General features: G+C 63.0%; 16 protein-coding genes and 1 tRNA gene. 3 read left to right on the forward strand and 14 right to left on the reverse strand.

The window, feature by feature from the left end; translation table 11 throughout:
* Nucleotides 1–141 precede the first annotated feature (141 nt).
* The 10 genes from CH276_RS28165 to CH276_RS07480 all read right to left on the reverse strand — a co-directional run bounded on the left by CH276_RS28165 (nucleotide 142) and on the right by CH276_RS07480 (nucleotide 9327).
* Nucleotides 142–510, reverse strand: coding sequence for a hypothetical protein (locus CH276_RS28165; protein WP_141214675.1), 369 nt, complete (start codon nucleotides 508–510; stop codon nucleotides 142–144).
* A complete protein-coding gene (locus tag CH276_RS07445) occupies nucleotides 510–1037 on the reverse strand; it encodes a hypothetical protein (protein ID WP_094631191.1) in 528 nt (175 codons plus the stop codon). The genes CH276_RS28165 and CH276_RS07445 overlap by 1 nt, the downstream gene beginning before the upstream one ends.
* Nucleotides 1038–1725: 688 nt before the next feature.
* A complete protein-coding gene (locus CH276_RS07450) occupies nucleotides 1726–2817 on the reverse strand; it encodes a GmrSD restriction endonuclease domain-containing protein (RefSeq protein ID WP_254924308.1) in 1092 nt (363 codons plus the stop codon).
* 76 nt (nucleotides 2818–2893) lie between these two features.
* The gene (locus tag CH276_RS07455) at nucleotides 2894–3694 is read right to left on the reverse strand and encodes an FRG domain-containing protein (protein ID WP_094631193.1); all 801 of its coding nucleotides are present in this window, start codon (nucleotides 3692–3694) and stop codon (nucleotides 2894–2896) included.
* Between the two features lie 229 nt (nucleotides 3695–3923).
* Nucleotides 3924–3999: transfer RNA gene (locus CH276_RS07460), tRNA-Arg, on the reverse strand.
* Between the two features lie 116 nt (nucleotides 4000–4115).
* Nucleotides 4116–4406, reverse strand: coding sequence for an isochorismatase family protein (locus CH276_RS07465; RefSeq protein ID WP_254924309.1), 291 nt, complete (start codon nucleotides 4404–4406; stop codon nucleotides 4116–4118).
* On the reverse strand, nucleotides 4336–4743 hold the full coding sequence (locus tag CH276_RS28910) for a hypothetical protein (protein ID WP_254924312.1): 408 nt from the start codon (nucleotides 4741–4743) through the stop codon (nucleotides 4336–4338). Before CH276_RS28910 ends, CH276_RS07465 begins: the two co-directional genes overlap by 71 nt.
* Nucleotides 4744–4873: 130 nt before the next feature.
* Nucleotides 4874–7282 carry an ABC transporter permease gene (locus CH276_RS07470; protein WP_217901452.1) on the reverse strand — a complete coding sequence of 803 codons (2409 nt, stop codon included), beginning with the start codon at nucleotides 7280–7282 and terminating at the stop codon, nucleotides 4874–4876.
* Between the two features lie 59 nt (nucleotides 7283–7341).
* Nucleotides 7342–8043 (reverse strand): ABC transporter ATP-binding protein, encoded by a 702-nt coding sequence (locus tag CH276_RS07475; RefSeq protein ID WP_094631282.1) that lies wholly within the window; start codon nucleotides 8041–8043, stop codon nucleotides 7342–7344.
* Between the two features lie 84 nt (nucleotides 8044–8127).
* Complete coding sequence (locus CH276_RS07480) at nucleotides 8128–9327, reverse strand: PucR family transcriptional regulator (protein ID WP_230596811.1); 1200 nt, start codon at nucleotides 9325–9327, stop codon at nucleotides 8128–8130.
* A gap of 367 nt (nucleotides 9328–9694) precedes the next feature.
* Here CH276_RS07480 and CH276_RS07485 point away from each other — a divergent pair, with 367 nt between their 5' ends.
* A complete protein-coding gene (locus CH276_RS07485) occupies nucleotides 9695–10600 on the forward strand; it encodes an acyl-ACP desaturase (protein ID WP_094631196.1) in 906 nt (301 codons plus the stop codon).
* A gap of 153 nt (nucleotides 10601–10753) precedes the next feature.
* Nucleotides 10754–11614, forward strand: coding sequence for a universal stress protein (locus CH276_RS07490; protein ID WP_045196513.1), 861 nt, complete (start codon nucleotides 10754–10756; stop codon nucleotides 11612–11614).
* Here CH276_RS07490 and CH276_RS07495 read toward each other — a convergent pair.
* From CH276_RS07495 to CH276_RS07505, 3 genes are read right to left on the reverse strand one after another with little or no spacing between them, the layout of a single operon-like run.
* Nucleotides 11607–11933 (reverse strand): cupin domain-containing protein, encoded by a 327-nt coding sequence (locus CH276_RS07495; RefSeq protein WP_032395790.1) that lies wholly within the window; start codon nucleotides 11931–11933, stop codon nucleotides 11607–11609. The genes CH276_RS07490 and CH276_RS07495 overlap by 8 nt on opposite strands.
* Nucleotides 11934–11987: 54 nt before the next feature.
* Nucleotides 11988–12494: a dihydrofolate reductase gene (locus CH276_RS07500; RefSeq protein WP_094631197.1), complete on the reverse strand. Its 507-nt coding sequence runs from the start codon at nucleotides 12492–12494 to the stop codon at nucleotides 11988–11990.
* Complete coding sequence (locus CH276_RS07505; protein ID WP_045200242.1) at nucleotides 12491–13291, reverse strand: thymidylate synthase; 801 nt, start codon at nucleotides 13289–13291, stop codon at nucleotides 12491–12493. Before CH276_RS07505 ends, CH276_RS07500 begins: the two co-directional genes overlap by 4 nt.
* A 29-nt stretch (nucleotides 13292–13320) precedes the next feature.
* Between CH276_RS07505 and CH276_RS07510 the strand changes: the two genes are divergently transcribed.
* Complete coding sequence (locus CH276_RS07510) at nucleotides 13321–14187, forward strand: DNA-formamidopyrimidine glycosylase family protein (RefSeq protein WP_094631198.1); 867 nt, start codon at nucleotides 13321–13323, stop codon at nucleotides 14185–14187.
* Here CH276_RS07510 and CH276_RS07515 read toward each other — a convergent pair.
* A complete protein-coding gene (locus CH276_RS07515) occupies nucleotides 14180–15724 on the reverse strand; it encodes a carboxylesterase/lipase family protein (RefSeq protein WP_094631199.1) in 1545 nt (514 codons plus the stop codon). The two genes, CH276_RS07510 and CH276_RS07515, sit on opposite strands and share 8 nt — an antisense overlap.
* Nucleotides 15725–15786: the final 62 nt, after the last annotated feature.

Below are 15786 nucleotides of genomic sequence, written 5' to 3' on the forward strand. Positions count from 1 at the left end.
TGGCCACCGTCCGGAGTGTATTTCATGACAGTGAGCAAGTGGTTCGGGTACTTAATCCGCGTCGTCGCTAACCGTCGATGCTACTGAATCGCGGAGAAAGAAGGCGGCAAGCTTTGTGGCGCTGTTCCAGGCGCTCTCGCGCTAGAACGGCGGCTCTTCAATCCCAAGTTCGTGCAGTAGGGCGACAATTTTTTCGTCTGCGCCTGATGAGTTCAGTGTGACGCTCTCGTAAAGGTCCCGGAGCTTGTAATCCGGGTATCGGGGAGTGCCTTCATCGACAATGATGAATGGTAGGCCCGATTCATCCCTGACAATGAAATCGAACGGATCGGCTCCATCGCCATCGCGGCTCTCGATAGTAACCGTAGAACGAGACATCGACAGTTCGTATCTGTTTCCGTTGATTCTTTCCCAGCGCAAGCGAGTTCCGTCTACTGCCCGAGTCTTTTCAATTAGTCCGCTTACCAACTTCCGAACTCGGCTCTCGTGGTCCGGTGGGAATGCAGTCATCACGCCTCCTCGATGCTTTGTTGGGCAATAATTGCCCCCACTTCGGCTGTCACTTCATTCACAGCTTTCCTGACCTTTTCAGTCTCGGAGGCCCAGTCTGTCGAGTTATCGAAACTAATAATCGATAACTTTAGTGCGTTTACAGGTAGGATGGCTTTCTGGATCTTCTTACTCAAAGCGAGTTCATTTGGGATGTTGGGGTCTAGAAACTGCTTGTAGGTCGTGGCCTGAAGTCTCCAATTCACAATTGATACATTGAGCAATTCGCTTGACTGCCGTTCGATCGCAGAGTCGATATTTTCCTCAAGGCGCATCAAGTGAGGGCCGATCGATGCGACCTGAATGGACCTGACTTGGCTGCGTGCCGCCTTCGATGCCTCCTTCGCGGCGTCCTCAGCTGCGTCTGCCGCACTCTTGGCCCTGTTGGCTGCCTTTTTCGCATCAAGGACCTGCCATAGGGTTATCGCGAAACCGATGATCCCGAGAGGCAGCGCGAGCCACAAGTTCGCCCATACGAAAAATTCCAACCGCGTGACCCCTGTTCGTTGCGTACCGCTTGTTAGCCGATCATACGGTGACGCAGAAACCGTTGACGCGATAATAACAGCGGGCATTGTGCCGAAACCGGCAACCTGCAGATGCCGGTGTGTCCCATTCAGCCAGGTGGCCCCAGCAGCGTCGGGACCGCACGTGACCTGCACTGCTTTGAACCGAGCTTCGGTGGCGCGCTCGGCAGGAATCGAACCTGCGACCTACTCCTTGGGGAGCGCGAAGGGCGTGAGTTCGGCGAACTCGGGTCGTCGCGGGAGTCGCCTAGGGTCGGTCTAGTAGGCAGTTGACGCCGCTCGGAGAGCGGCCCGTCCGGTGGCTATCAAGTGGACCGTTCCAATCAATGCCGAGAACGTCGCTGAACACTACTTCGAGCCCGCGCTACAGGAGGGCGGCCCGCGGCACTCGCACCGGCACGACCGCCGCCACTCGTTGGCGGGTGTGATGAGCCTGAACGCGAAGGGGTACTAAACGTAGGTCTCGAATTGGCTCGGGCACGCGTCTTTCGTGACCACGCTCAGCGTCTACGCCAATTAGACCGCGTACAACGAGGACGGGAAGCAAGCCCGACGACCCCCCCTACCCGCGGAACAAGTTCCGAAACAATCCGCCCTGCAGGGGGCATCGAACGTCTTGTCGCTCTTTGGACGGCGATCTGTCTGCTGATCAGGCCTTCTTCCGGCGCAGTCGTTTAGTTGGTTGGGCGGGCTCCAGCGCGAGAAGCTTGCGCCCGATATCAATGAACTGTGTCAACCGCTTTTCTGTGCTGATTCCGGTCGCAAACTTTCGGTTCATCTCTGGTCTGGACCAAAAGCTCTTGACGGCGACCTCAATATCAGTTCGGTAATGGCGGTTTTTTGCTACATGGTAGCCGAGGCCGATCGCTACTACCTCGTACGATGTGTTCAAGAAGCTCCCACTGTAAGCCGACTTTGCCGGAATCCACCGCCTGAATGCATCTTCCCCCGCGTTCTCATTTATAACCTTGAATGTCGTCTCAAATGTCCTTTTTAGGACTTCTAGGTCCTCTTTCGGGCTCAATGCCAAGGCGAGAGATTCATCATTAAGAAATTGGGCAAAGTTTCTCAGATCGTTTTGCCTTAATGGGTCTCGTCCGTGTAGCACTAGAAATCGAATAACCAGTTCGATATCGTATTGCTCTTGAGCGTTGCGTTCTGAAATTTGTACACAGTCTACAAAGTCACTGTTTTTAGCCAAGTTTTCGACCCATTTTAGGAATTCGGGATCGACCGCCACCAGCATTGCGCTCCTCAGCTCCTGGGGGGTCAACATCGAACCGTAGCTATTGAGTCTTTGAAAGAGGTCGTATTTAGCGTCTGGGGATGACTCGCGCTTTATTATTTGAATGTCAATCCGAGACCGCCTGATGTCCAAGACCTGGGTCGCGGGTAGGGAGTCGTCGGTGACACTGTTCTTGTCCATCGGCCAAACCCTGCCTTCGAGGTCTGGAAGGTACTTGGTACCGACAAGCCTTAACGGGTCGGCCATGGTCCCGTTCTCAAGCTTCAGGACTCCCTGAAGCTGCAAGAGAGTGCTGACGCGCTGGAGGCCGTCCACGATCTCCCAGGCTCCTGATTCGGTGGTGGAGACAAAGATCGACGGGAGCGGAATTCCAAGCAGTAGGCTCTCAATCAGCCGGGACTTTTGAAGGTCATCCCACCGGAAAAATCTCTGAAACTCGGGCCGAACAATGAGTTCTCCCGCCTGATACATCGACGTCAATTCGCCGATTGACATTGCCAAGCGGTCAGATGATATCTCGCGTCGGCGTGCTTCGATTTGCTCCGCGAGCGTCAGGGGCGATGACAATTTTTCACCATCCTTCAAGTTCAGTTAGCTCCGCAGATAGGCTAGAAAGGTCGGGAAATATCATCGACTCTGTGAAGCCTACAAATTTTAGTTCTTGGCGAAGTTCGTCTCTTTCGCCTTGGTAGACGTATTTCTTCAAGAGACCTCCCCACCGCGCTTCTGAATCCGCGATCTCCTCCATGCCCGTTTGGAATTCACCGGCAATGGTGAAGGTTCCGCGCTGGGCAACGATTCGCGCGCTATTATGCACGCCGTATATTGCGACGGGATGCTTGGCGCGCCAGCCCAGATGATTCTCTGACAGAACCGGTTCCCAGCGGTCACGGATCTGATCAGCCACCGTAAGGATATTGATCCCAGTTTCTTGCAACTGCGGTATCTGCCGGTTCCATCCTCGTGGATCGAGAGTCCAAATCGTGGGCTTGGGTTGCGCATCGAGGTTAGTCTTCGACGAAGCGGCAGTTGGGGTGGCGGCAAAGTAGGCGGCGATCAGTAGATTTTCCGACCAATCGAGTAGGCGCGTGGGAACTCCGTGGTGCTGCATGGAAAATAGGTGCTCCCAAGCCCCCTGCGGATACCCGGACGGCCAAAAAGGCAGGCTTCGCTCTCTGAAGCGCGCGAGCAGCCGGGACTCCCGTCGATAGATTTCCTTGTCTGTACGAGTGCCCTCCCTCATGAGCTTCGGAACGAGGCGGTAATCTTGGCTGCTGTGTCCTCGAAACCAGAGGGACTTGGAGTCATCTCCGCGATCATCCAGCACCAACGACATTAGTTGGCTGATCGAGTCGAATCCGATCTCCTCCATAATCCTCCTTGAGATCACACACCCCCGTCGTTGGCGTTTCGTCAGTCTATGGGGCCGCTCGCACAGATGGCGGGAACATAGCGCGGACGTCGTCGGCGCAGTGCCGCGCGTAGAAGCGGTGGGCACGCCTCGTCTCTTCACGCGTAGATCACGCGCGTTTTTCGGGCTTGGGGTGGTCGATGCGAGCCCTTAGATAGGGCCTCGCAAGCACTCTACCTGCGGTTATGCGTGGTGCCCTCGGCAGGATTCGAACCTGCGACCTACCCTTTAGGAGAGGGTTGCTCTATCCCCTGAGCTACGAAGGCTGGTGATCGTTCTGCTCACCGAAAGCCCTTGTCCAGCAACGGCTTTCGATCCATCGAACAATTGGTTGCGGATGGGTTCGCTGCCTCCGGTGCTCAGCTGGCCCACATCGCGCTCGCTAGTCTAGCGGCCCACCGTGTCGATCGTGAAGCAGGTTGCCGCTGCTCGTCACCGTCCCGGTCAGCGAGGCGATCAGGTTCAGGGCAGTGCGGTGCTGGTGAGCGGTGTAATCGGCGATCGATTCGATGCCGACGAAGCACTGGATGTCACGGGCGAAAGCGTCGAATGTCGTCGCGAGAATTCCCGCCGAGGCGAACACTCCCACGATGATGAGCTGGTCACGGCCACGTCGGCGCAGTTCGACCTCCAGATCGGTGGCGTAGAAGGCGCTGTAGCTGCGCTTCGCGATCGGAACGAAGTCCGGCTCGGGTGATCGCGCCCTCCTCGGCGGACGGACCCAACCCCCACATCGGTCCCAGCAGTCCGCGCTGCTGGATGGCACTCGCTGTTCGCGGACCACTCGCCACGATGGGTATTCCAAGGGCCCGGGCACGCGAGACCACCTTCGACACCTCCGCAGCAACCCGCGTACACACAGACTGGTCGAGCACGTTCAGGTAGTACGGCTGCATGTCGTGCACCAGAACCGCGACGCGTTCGGGCTGCACCTCCCACTCGGGACCGCCCACGCAGTCGCGCAGACTCTCGACGTCGTACTCCTCGACTTCGGCGCTGAATGTGGCCACGTCGGTCATCCTCGTACAAACGCGCGCGCATTTGCCAGACGTGCGCAGAATCGCCGGCCTATCGCTGTCTATTCCGCTCGCACCTGACCAACGCGCGCGCGTGTGCGGATCCCGAGGCCCCACAGAGCACCTAATCCGCCGCAATGGCGTCCACGATGTTCAGTCGCGATGCGTGCACAGCAGGTGGAGCCGAACCCAGCAGCGAGAGGCCGAGGGCGACGAGGCCGTACAGCAGCACCGACCAGCTCGCGGTGTAGGCGACCGGAATCCCGATGCTGGCTCCGAGGATCAGGGTGCTCAGGTATTGCAGCCCTGCGCCGATGATCAGGCCGAGGACACCACCGACGATGCCGACCGACAGCGCCTCGGCGAGCACCATTCGCGCCAGGGTTCCTCGGCCACCGCCCATGGCGCGCAGCACTCCCAGTTCGCGGCGACGTTCGAGTACCGACAGTGTCAAGGTGTTGAGCAAGGCGACGGCAGCGACGAGCGCGACGATCCACTGCAGCGCGATCGCCAATGCGCCGGACTGTCGGATGGCCGCACTGGTGCCCTCCAGAGCCGCAGCGCCGGTGTAGACGAAGGCTTCGGGCGGCAGTGTCGAACGCAACGAATCCTGTACGGCGGCAACGTCTCCGTCGACGCCGATCTCGAGGTAGGTCGCCCCGGGTCGGTCGTACCACCGTTGCATCGAATCCAGCGAGATCGCCATCGTGCCGCCGGCGGCGTTGATGTAGTCGACCAGATCCAACACCTGCACGGTCTGGACGCCGGTCGGCGTCGGCAAGTCGATGGAGTCGCCCACCGAGACACCCAACGTTCTGCCGAACCCCCGGGACAGCACCACCCCGTCACCGGCGAGCACCTGGGAACGCACGTCCTCGGTGAGCGAGGTGAGAGTCACCGCGTTGCTGCCGTCGGCGACGCCCTGGATGGAGACCGTCTCGCCGTCGATCGTGGCGTACGCCCACTGTCCCTCGACGATGCGAGACACACCGGGCGTCGACGCTACGGCGTCCTCCACCTCGGCGGGAACGATCGGGCCCGACGGTATGGCGTCGGGCGAGGTCATCGACACGTACAGGTCGGTATCGGCCAACGACGACAACGACTCGGCCGCCGAGTCGGTCATGTTGGTCAGTGAACCCGACACTCCCACACTGACTCCCACCGCGATCACGATCGTCATCACGGTTGCCCATATACGCCGCGGGGCGCGTTCGATGGTGGCGGTCGCGAGGCGACCGGCACCACCCCAGCGGCGGGGGACCGCTGCGGTGATCGACACGATCGGTCCGGTCGCGCCGACACACAGTGCGACGACGCCGAACATGAACAGTGCGCCGGCCCCGAGGGTCAACTGCCCGTCGACGTTGACTGCGAACAGGAAGGATCCGGCCACGGCGAGCACGCCGAACACCGTCGCAGCCAGGGTGAATCGCAGACCGGGGCCACCCGAGGTTTCCCCGCCGCCGACGGCGAGTGCTTCGATCGGCGAGATGCGATACACCTGCACGGCGGCGACTGCCGAGGCACCCGCGCAGGCCAGTACACAGGCCACGATCGCCACCGGAATCGCGAAGCCGGGCAAGACGTATTCGATCCGCGCATCGAAAGCCTGCGAGAGGAACGGCGGCAGACTCTCGATCGCGATGCGGCCCATCACGATTCCCAGCGGAACGCCGACGGCACCGCCGACGAGCCCGACCAGAACGGACTCGAACAACAGGTCGCGGACGATATCGCCGCGGCGGCCACCGACTGCCCGGAGCAGAGAGATGGTGGGTCGACGCTTCGCGATGGCCATGTTCATGACGTTGAAGACGAGGAACGCCGCGACGACGAACGCGATGAGCGAGACCATCAGTGTGGCATTGCGAGTCAGGCTCATCGCCTGGTTCGCGCGGTCGGCCCGAAAGTCGGGATTCATCACCGACACCCGGCCCGCCAGTGCGGCGTCGAGGTCGGTGCGCAGAGCGTCGCCGCTGCCGAGGACGAAGATCGAATCGAGTTGATCGGGGCGGTCGGTGAGCGTCTGAGCCGTCGGGATGAGCGCGACGGCGAACATGCCCCCGCCGATCCGCTGCGTCCCCGGGCCGTCGACCACGCCGACCACCGTCGTCGGAACATCGTCGATGGTGACGGTGTCGCCCTGCGTCAGACCTGTTGCGGCTCCGACCAATACTCCGGCCGGGTCGGTGAGCAACCCGGCCGCGTTTCCGACTGCGCCTTCGAGATCGGATTGCAGTGCCGTGATGGACGAGTCGACACCGAGAATCGTCAGGTCTCCGACGTCGGACCGAACGGTGCTGCGCAGCAGTGGGACTGCGGTCTCGACACCGGGGACCGCGCGAACTGCGTCGAGCTCGCTCTGATCGAAGCCCGAGTCGGTGACACCGACGACCTCGTAGTCGGCGTTACCTGCGATCGACACCGCGAGACGCTCGACGGATCCGGTCAAGGACCCGTACGTGCCGAGGACGGCGATGAGCAACCCGGCCGCGACGGCGACGACGCCGGCCGAGACCAACGAACGCACCCAGTGCATGCGGAGGTCGCGCAGGCTGATGACTCGAAATCTGCTGAGCGCGGTGCCTATCACCGATCGAGGCCGGCCGTGGGAGTGTCGGTCTCGACGCGACCGTCGATCATGCTGACGATGCGATCGGTGGACCGTGCCGCCTCGAGGTCGTGGGTCGCCATCACCACCGCTCGACGCCCGTCACTGGCGTGCGCCACCTCGGCAAGAATCTCCAGGACGTTGTGGGAGGTTTTCGAATCAAGATTGCCGGTCGGTTCGTCGGCGATCAGTAGCGCCGGATCCATCATCAACGCCCGTGCGATCGCGATGCGCTGGATCTGACCGCCCGACAACTGCGCCGGACGGTGCTCGGATCGGTTGGAGAGTCCGACCATGTCGAGCAGACGCATCGCGTCGGACTTGGCCTTCTTCATGGGGGTGCCGTCGAGCAGCTTGGGAACGGCGACGTTCTCCCATGCGGACATCGTCGGCAGCAGGTTGAAGAACTGGAAGACGAACCCCACCTGGTGGCGTCGAAAATCGGATTGAGCATTGTCGTCGAGGGTGGTGACCTCGACGTCGTCGAACCGGATGGAACCCGACGTGGGCGTGTCGAGTGCGCCGAGCATGTGCAGCAGCGTCGACTTGCCGGCACCGGACGGCGCGACGAGCGAGACGAACTGGCCACCCTCGATCGTGAGATCGATACCGTCCAACGCGCGTACCGGTTGCTCGCCGGTGGGGTACTCCTTGACCACACCGGACAGCTCGAGCTTCAACTTCGTCATCCAACAATCCCCTGCTCCTCGAATACTTCCGACGCTACCTGCCGTCGGGTCGAGAAACCGGTCGGAGTTCTCAGATCACGCTGCGCCGCGCGAGGATTCGAGGCGTCGGGCCACCAGGGCGGCCTGCAGGTGTCGGATACCCGAGGGACGGGTCGGGTCGAACCCGGTGAGCTGGGCGATCCGTTTGAGGCGGTAATCGACGGTGTTGGTGTGCAGGTGGAGCTGGCGTGCGGACCGCTGACGGTTCAGATCGTGGGAGATGTGGATCTCGAGGGTCTCGAGCAGCTCCGGCGACGAGTCGAGTGGCTCGAGGATCTGGGTCAGGTGGCGACGGCCGGGTCCCGGTCGCGTGAGCTGGTATTCGAGCACCAGGTCGTCCATGCGGTACAGCCCGGACGGACGGTGCAGCTGGTGCGCCAACGACAGCAGTTCGTGGACCTGATCGGCTGCGGTGGGGATGTCGGCGGTAGCGGCCTGCTCGGCGGTGACGGTGACGGGAACCTCGGCGGCGGTACCGATGCGGTGCACCAGGGCCTCGACCCACTCTTCGTCGTGAACACCCGGGATCAGCACGGTGCCGCCTTCGGTGCTCAGCAGAGACAGGGGAGTGCGACCGCAGATCGTGGCCAATTCGGCCTGAACGCGGCGCAGCTTTCGACGGGCGGCGACGGTCTTCTGGATGTTGGGGTCGTTCTCGTCGGGGTGCGGCGGCACCGAGATGGCGAGCACGAGGTAACTGTCGGCGAGCTCGATGCCGGACTGACGGGCCATCGACACCGCATTGTGGCCGCTGAGCAGCGAGGTCACCAGGGTGTGCGCTGCCGTGTGATGCTCACTGGCCACCGATTGGAGTTCCTCGACGTAGCTCTTGCTGGCCGCGATGGACACCTTCTCCGACAGCAGCACGAACATCCGCGCGGCCTCGATCAGCTGGGCGGCGTCGCCTTCACCTGCCCGCTTGGACACGAGATTCCAGCCGATCTGGATGCCCTCGTGGTAGACGCTGAGGACGGACTCGAGGGGCACACCCTCGCGCGCCCACTGACTGGCCTTGGCGCGTAGTTCGGCCAGGTCGGACTCCGCCGGAGCGCGTCTTTCGTCGAGCATCTGCACGGCGATACTGATGCACTTGACAGTGAATTCGGTGACGTCGCCGTGGAGCTGTTCGCCCGGCAACGACCCGCAGGGGGTGTTGGCGGCGAAGTGCCCCACGAGGAGCCGAGCCACCGCGCGGAAGTCGCGAAGAGGAGCCGACGCAGGCTGACCCGCGACCATGATTCCGAGGCTAGTCGAGTTGTGAACGGTCACAGATCAACCCTTCGTGTTGGATTCTTCAGGTCTCGAGAAAGCAAACTCACTCACGCGTATCGACGCGCTTCCACGGCTCAATGTATGCAATCCCCGACGAAACCGCGGCGTTTTCGTACTTCAAGTTTGTTTCTGGGCCTCTAACAGGATCGATCATAGGTTGTTATCAACGCGTGATCCACCATTTCGGCAAAACTCGTTGTGACCTATCTCGAGCGCGTGCCGTGGGCGCTTGCGACTTGCCCTAAACAATCGCCAAGCCGTCCCGACGGACGGGCCGCGCATCTACGTTGATCTCCGTCGGAGTGGGTGTGCGGGCGGCGAAGGGGTGGGTATGCGCAGTGACATCGGGCAGTTCGCGGTTCTGCGAGAACTGCTGCCGAGCATCGAGGCGAATCTCGTTCGTCATCGCGCCGAAGCCGTGCAGTGGGAACCGGCCGACTTCGTTCGGGCCGAGATGTACTGGGGTTCGCGTCCCTCCAGCCTGACCGAGGCCGCCAAAGCGGCATTGGTGACCACTCTGCTTGTCGAGCAGAACATTCCGCTGTACCGGCGCGACACCGCCGCCTCCGAGATCGGGGCCTGGCCGTCGTGGCTCACCGTATGGAGCGAAGAACGAACCAGGCATGCAGTGGCGGTCACCGACTACCTGGTCGCCACCCGCAGCGTCGATCCGATCGCCCTCGGTCGCGCCCGAGCGCAGTGCATGACGGTGGGTTTCGACGCCCCGATGAACGGAGCGCACCTGCTTCGGTCGCTCGCTCAGGTCGCCCTGGACGAGTCGGTTGCGAGCATGTGCCACCGCAACACCGCCGCGCAGTGCCACGATCCGGTGGCCGATCGCCTGCTCGGACGCATCGTCGCCGACCAGGACCTGCACGTCCGCTTCTTTTCCGACCTGGTCTCCGCAGCGCTCGAGGTTGCGCCGTCGCTCACCGTCACCGCGATCACCGAGGTCGTCATGAACTTCCAACTGCCGGGCAGCAACCTGCCGGGGTTCGCGCGCAGTGCGATGCTCATCTCGCGTGACGGAATCTACGATCTACGCCGCCACCTCGACGAGGTCCTGCGTCCTTTGCTGGCGCAGTGGCGCATCTTCGAGCGCACCGACCTCGGTGCCGGAGCCCGCAGTCGCGACCAACTGGCCGACCATCTCGATCATCTCGACGCGCAGGACACCGCTGTCGAGCTCAGCCGCACGCGAAGCCGAGAGTACGCAAACGCATTGCGCGCCAGCTGACACCACATACCCCGGGGGGTCCGTGGGACCGGCGCCTCTTCGATTCGATTCGAATCGAAGAGGCGCTTCGGCGGGGTCCATCGACTAGCCTGAACTCCTATTCGTCATACGCCCGAGGCCCCGGTTCTCGCGCAACGACCGGAGGCCCGAAACGTGACAGGCTCTCGACCGATCATCGTCGGCATCGACGGATCCGCTGCAGCGGACAAGGCCGTGATCTGGGCGGCGCTCTGTGCTCACCGACGCGATCGGCGATTGCACATCGTGACGGCCGTGGACATGCCGGGTGTGGTCGACCTGAGCGAATTCGCCGGAGAAGCAACCGAATTCGTGGCCACGGCCAAATCCAGATTGGTGGCGGCGGAAACTCTGGCGGCACTGGTGGTCGACGACCCGGCGTTCGAGGTGACCTCCAGTGCCGTCGAGGGCGGTGTGATGGACGTTCTCATCGGGGTCTCTGCTCAGGCCGAGCTCCTGGTGATCGGGGCGAGCGAAACCGGTGCTGTCACACTCTCGTTGGCTGCTCACAGCGTCTCTCCTGTCGCGGTGGTGCGAGGCCGTGACATCGACGGTCGGCCGGTCGCCGAGGGGCCGGTCGTCGTCGGTATCGACGGCTCGGAGGTCAACCAGGCTGCGGTCGAGTGGGCGTTCGTCGAAGCATCGGCCCGCGGAGCCGTGCTGATCGCGGTGCACGTGTGGTCGGATGTCGATCTGACCCAGTCGTTCGGCCGTGCACCCAAGGACTGGCAGGCCATCGCCGACGGTGAGGAGGCTCTGCTGGCGGAGAGCCTCGCCGGCTGGCAGGAGAGGTTCCCGGACGTCGAGGTGCAGCGCATCGTCGCTCAGGACCGTCCGGTGAGGATTCTGAGCGGACTGTCCGAAACCGGAGCGTTGATCGTGGTGGGCAATCGGGGGCGCGGTGGATTCGGTGGAATGCTCTTGGGCTCCACGAGTTTCGCGCTCGTCAACACCGCGGACTGCCCGGTGCTGGTCGTGCGGAAGTCCCCTACATAGCGACGGTCAGCAGAAAGCTCACGTCTTCGAGGGCCTCGACGCTGTGGCGGGCGTCGGGGATGACGAGAAGGTCGCCGGTCGAACCCTTCCAGGAGCGTTCACCGGAGATCAGTTCCAGCTTGCCGCTGAGCACCAGGACGGTCGACTCGCCGGACAGGTCGTGTTCGGCCAGTTTGTTACCGGCGGCCAGCGCCACGACCGTCTGCCGTAGGTGGCGTCGGTGACCGCCGTAGACCGTCTGCGAACTGCGGCCACTCGACGCGCCGACTGCAAGCTTGAGCTGTTGGCGGGCAAGGGCGGTGAGTGACTTCTTGTCCATGATCGTCAGTATGACGCACCACTCGCAGTCGCGACGGGGGAATCCTGAACGCGCTCAGGAAGGTTGGGTAGGCTTTCCGTACTCGACCCAGCGGAATCGGGTGCCGTCGACCCGGCTGCTCTGCCAGTCGCCTGCCCTGGCGACCCAGCCGTCGGGAATCTCCGGAGCACTCGTATCGCCCACGACGTCGAGATCGACCTCGGTCACCTCCAGGTGGGTCGCGATATCCATTGCACTGCGATAGATTTCGCCGCCCCCGATGACCCACACCGGGTCGGCGTCGGCGAGCGCGATCGCGTCGGCGACGCTGTGTGCCACCTCCGCGCCCTCGGCCGACCACGATGCGTTGCGCGTGACGACGATGTTCCGACGCCCGGGCAGCGGCCGGAACTTCGCGGGAAGTGAATCCCAGGTCTTGCGGCCCATGACGACGGCATGACCGCCCGTCACGGCGCGAAAGTGTGCCAGGTCCTCGGGAATGTGCCAGGGGATACCGCCCCCGTCCCCGATGGTTCCCGTGGTGCTCTGCGCCCAGATCGAGCCGACGAACGGAGCACTCACACCGCTACCGGGGCCTTGATCGCCGGGTGGTGCCGGTAGCCCACGATCTCGATGTCCTCGTAGGTGTAGTCGAAGATCGAATCCCGTTGCGCCAGTTTCAGAGTGGGGTAGGGGTATGCCTCGCGCGAGAGCTGCTCGGTGACCTGATCGCGGTGGTTGTCGTAGATGTGGCAATCGCCGCCGGTCCAGACGAACTCGCCGACCTCGAGACCGGTCTGCGCCGCCACCATGTGCGTGAGCAGCGCATAGCTCGCGATGTTGAACGGCACTCCGAGGAACATGTCCGCACTGCGCTGATACAGCTGGCACGAGAGCTTGCCGTCGGCCACGTAGAACTGGAAGAACGCGTGGCACGGCGGCAGCGCCATTCGCGGGATCTCGCCGACGTTCCAGGCCGAGACGATCATCCGCCGCGAATCCGGGTCGGTCTTCAAGGTCTCGATGACCTGGCTGATCTGGTCGATGTGCTCGCCCGACGGGGTGGGCCACGATCGCCACTGCACTCCGTAGACGGGGCCGAGCTCGCCGTCGGGAGCAGCCCACTCGTCCCAGATGCTCACGCCGTGTTCCTGCAGCCACGTGGCGTTCGAATCCCCACGCAGGAACCACAGCAACTCGTAGACGATGGATTTGAGATGGACCTTCTTGGTGGTGATCAGCGGGAAGCCCGCGGCCAGGTCGAAGCGCATCTGATGCCCGAACACGCTGGTGGTGCCGGTTCCGGTTCGGTCGGATTTCGCCGTCCCGGTATCGAGGATGTGGCGCAGCAGATCTTCGTACGGAGTCGGAACCATCACGACGGTCATCGTAGCTGCATACTGGGTACATGCCGGAATTACCCGAGGTGGAAGCCCTTGCCGGCTTTCTGCGCGAGCATGCCGTCGGTGCGGTGATCGGTCGCATCGACATCGCTGCACTGAGCGTTCTCAAGACGTTCGATCCGCCGATCACCGAGCTGCAGGGCAAGGACGTCACCGATGCCGCCCGCTTCGGGAAGCATTTGGCACTTCGCGCCGGTGACCTCTGGCTGATCACCCATCTCTCTCGCGGGGGATGGTTGCGGTGGGTGGACAATCCCAGCGTCGCACCGCCGAAGCCGGGCAAAGGACCCTTGGCGCTGCGGATCCATTTCTTCACCCCCGAGGGAGCGACGCCCGCCATCGATCTCACCGAGGCGGGTACCAAGAAGCGGCTGGCGGTGTGGGTGGTGCGCGACCCGCAACAGGTTGCGAGCATCGCCCGGCTCGGTCCGGACGCGCTGACGGTCACCGAGCTCGAATTCGCCGAGATCCTGGCAGGCACCACCGCGCGACTGAAGACCTCGTTGGTGGATCAGTCGCTGTTGGCAGGCATCGGCAATGCCTACTCGGACGAGATACTGCACGTGGCGAAGCTCTCGCCCTTCGCGTCGTCGAGCAAGCTCGATCCCGAATCCGTCGCGACGCTCTACGCGGCGATGCGATCGGTTCTGTCCGACGCGGTGACCCGCTCGGCCGGGCAGGATGCGGCGCGTCTGAAGGGGGAGAAGCGATCGGGGATGCGTGTACACGCCAGAACCGGACTTCCGTGCCCGGTGTGCGGCGACCCGGTACGTGAAGTCGCCTACGTCGATCGCTCTTTTCAGTACTGCGCGACGTGCCAGACGGCCGGCAAGATTCTCGCCGACCGTCGCATGTCGCGACTGCTCAAGTGACGGGTTCGAGCTTCTGGCTGTCGTAGCCCCGGTAGCCTTCCCATGCCTTGCGCCGGTCGCTCCGTGGGTCCTTCTGTACCCGGGTGCGGGTGTCGAAGATCAATGTCCGACGCGAGTCCTCGTCGTACGCCGGCCACGTGTCCAATGGTTTTCCGTTGGTGGCGAACGCAATCCAGTTCAACTGCACCTGCTCGGTGACCTCGGCGAAGGCCTTTCGTCCACCCGTGAGTGTGAGCGCCTTGCCGAAGAGGGTCTCGTTGATTCCGAACACGGCGAACAACTCGAATCCGTGGGTGGCGTCGAGGCCGAGCACCTTCATCGATCGCGGAGCGAAATCGAAGCGGTAGAAGTACGTGGGTGCGTGACGCGAATGTCCTTCGGCCACTTCGAGAGACGGCTTCCAGAAGGTGAAGTCGCCGCCGAAGTCGATGGCCGACCGCTCACTGGGGTAGCCGCGATAGCCTGCGGTGACCACGGCCTCGGCGTCGGGATCGGTGAGCGAGAACAGCTTGCCGATGCGTTCGGGGTTGGTGGGCAGTGCGTCGAGGAACTTCGGAAACAGTGTTCCCTCACGGGCATTGGTGCCGATGATCAGCGGGACGCGGTGCGCGGTGCCCTTCGCGTAGGCCTCCACCGGGCTGACCGGCAGGAAGTCGCCGTCGATCACGGGTCCGAACGGAAGCAGGCCGGGAGTGCGGTGCAGGGTGGTCAGGCCCAGCTTGGTGCCGGCCCGCCCGAGCCGTAGTACCTCGGCGTTCTCCAGGGTCTCGGCCGCGTTCTCCGCGGTGCCGCCCAGGTAGCCCACGTACTCGCGCGCCCATTGATCGGCACGCTCCTTGGTGGCCGTCATGCCGGGAGCAGAGCTCTCGGAAATGGCCTGTGCGAAAAGGCCTTTCGCGGCGGGAACCGTCATGAGTGTGGTGACCGCATTGCCGCCCGCGGATTCGCCGAAGATGGTGACGTTGCTCGGATCGCCGCCGAAGTTCGCGATGTTGCGCTGCACCCATTCCAGCGCCGCGACCTGATCCCGCAGGCCCAGGTTGGAGTCGAACGGCCGCTCGGGAGTGGAGAACTGGGACATGTCCAGGTAACCCAGTGCGCCGAGTCGGTAGTTGACCGAGACGTAGATGATTCCGTCGCCGTCCTTCAGTGAGCGGCGCACCAGCGAGCCGCCGCCGTACAGCGGGGTCGCCGAGGTGCCGAGCGTGTAGGCACCACCGTGGATGAACACCATGACCGGGCGCGGGTTCTTGCTCGGTGCGCTCGGGGCCAACACGTTGAGCGTCAGGCAGTCCTCGCTCGACGGCTGGTACTTGCCGACGGCGAGCATCGTGCCGCGCTTGTGCTGAATGGAGGCGTTGCCCCATTCGGTGGCGTCGCGCACGCCCGACCACGGTTGGGTCGGTTGCGGCGCTCGGAAACGAAGCGGTCCGACGGGCGGGGCGGCGTACGGGATGCCGCGCCAGGTGGTCAGGTCGCCCACCGGCTTGCCCTCGATGATGCCGTCGGAGGTGGTCACGCGTGTCGTCACAGCCATGTCGCGAGTGTACTGATCAGTTCTTACCCGCGGGTAAGAACGGATGGAGATCGGTACCGGGC

The organism is Rhodococcus sp. 06-470-2 (assembly GCF_002258235.1).
Taxonomy (GTDB): domain Bacteria; phylum Actinomycetota; class Actinomycetes; order Mycobacteriales; family Mycobacteriaceae; genus Rhodococcoides.

Coding starts and splice junctions, on each gene's coding strand:
- CH276_RS28165 (WP_141214675.1), bottom strand. CDS start 510: ATGACTGCATTCCCACCGGACCACGAGAGCCGAGTTCGGAAGTTGGTA.
- CH276_RS07450 (WP_254924308.1), bottom strand. CDS start 2,817: ATGTCAATCGGCGAATTGACGTCGATGTATCAGGCGGGAGAACTCATT.
- CH276_RS07455 (WP_094631193.1), bottom strand. CDS start 3,694: ATGGAGGAGATCGGATTCGACTCGATCAGCCAACTAATGTCGTTGGTG.
- CH276_RS07480 (WP_230596811.1), bottom strand. CDS start 9,327: ATGGTCGCGGGTCAGCCTGCGTCGGCTCCTCTTCGCGACTTCCGCGCG.
- CH276_RS07485 (WP_094631196.1), top strand. CDS start 9,695: ATGCGCAGTGACATCGGGCAGTTCGCGGTTCTGCGAGAACTGCTGCCG.
- CH276_RS07495 (WP_032395790.1), bottom strand. CDS start 11,933: ATGGACAAGAAGTCACTCACCGCCCTTGCCCGCCAACAGCTCAAGCTT.
- CH276_RS07510 (WP_094631198.1), top strand. CDS start 13,321: ATGCCGGAATTACCCGAGGTGGAAGCCCTTGCCGGCTTTCTGCGCGAG.
- CH276_RS07515 (WP_094631199.1), bottom strand. CDS start 15,724: ATGGCTGTGACGACACGCGTGACCACCTCCGACGGCATCATCGAGGGC.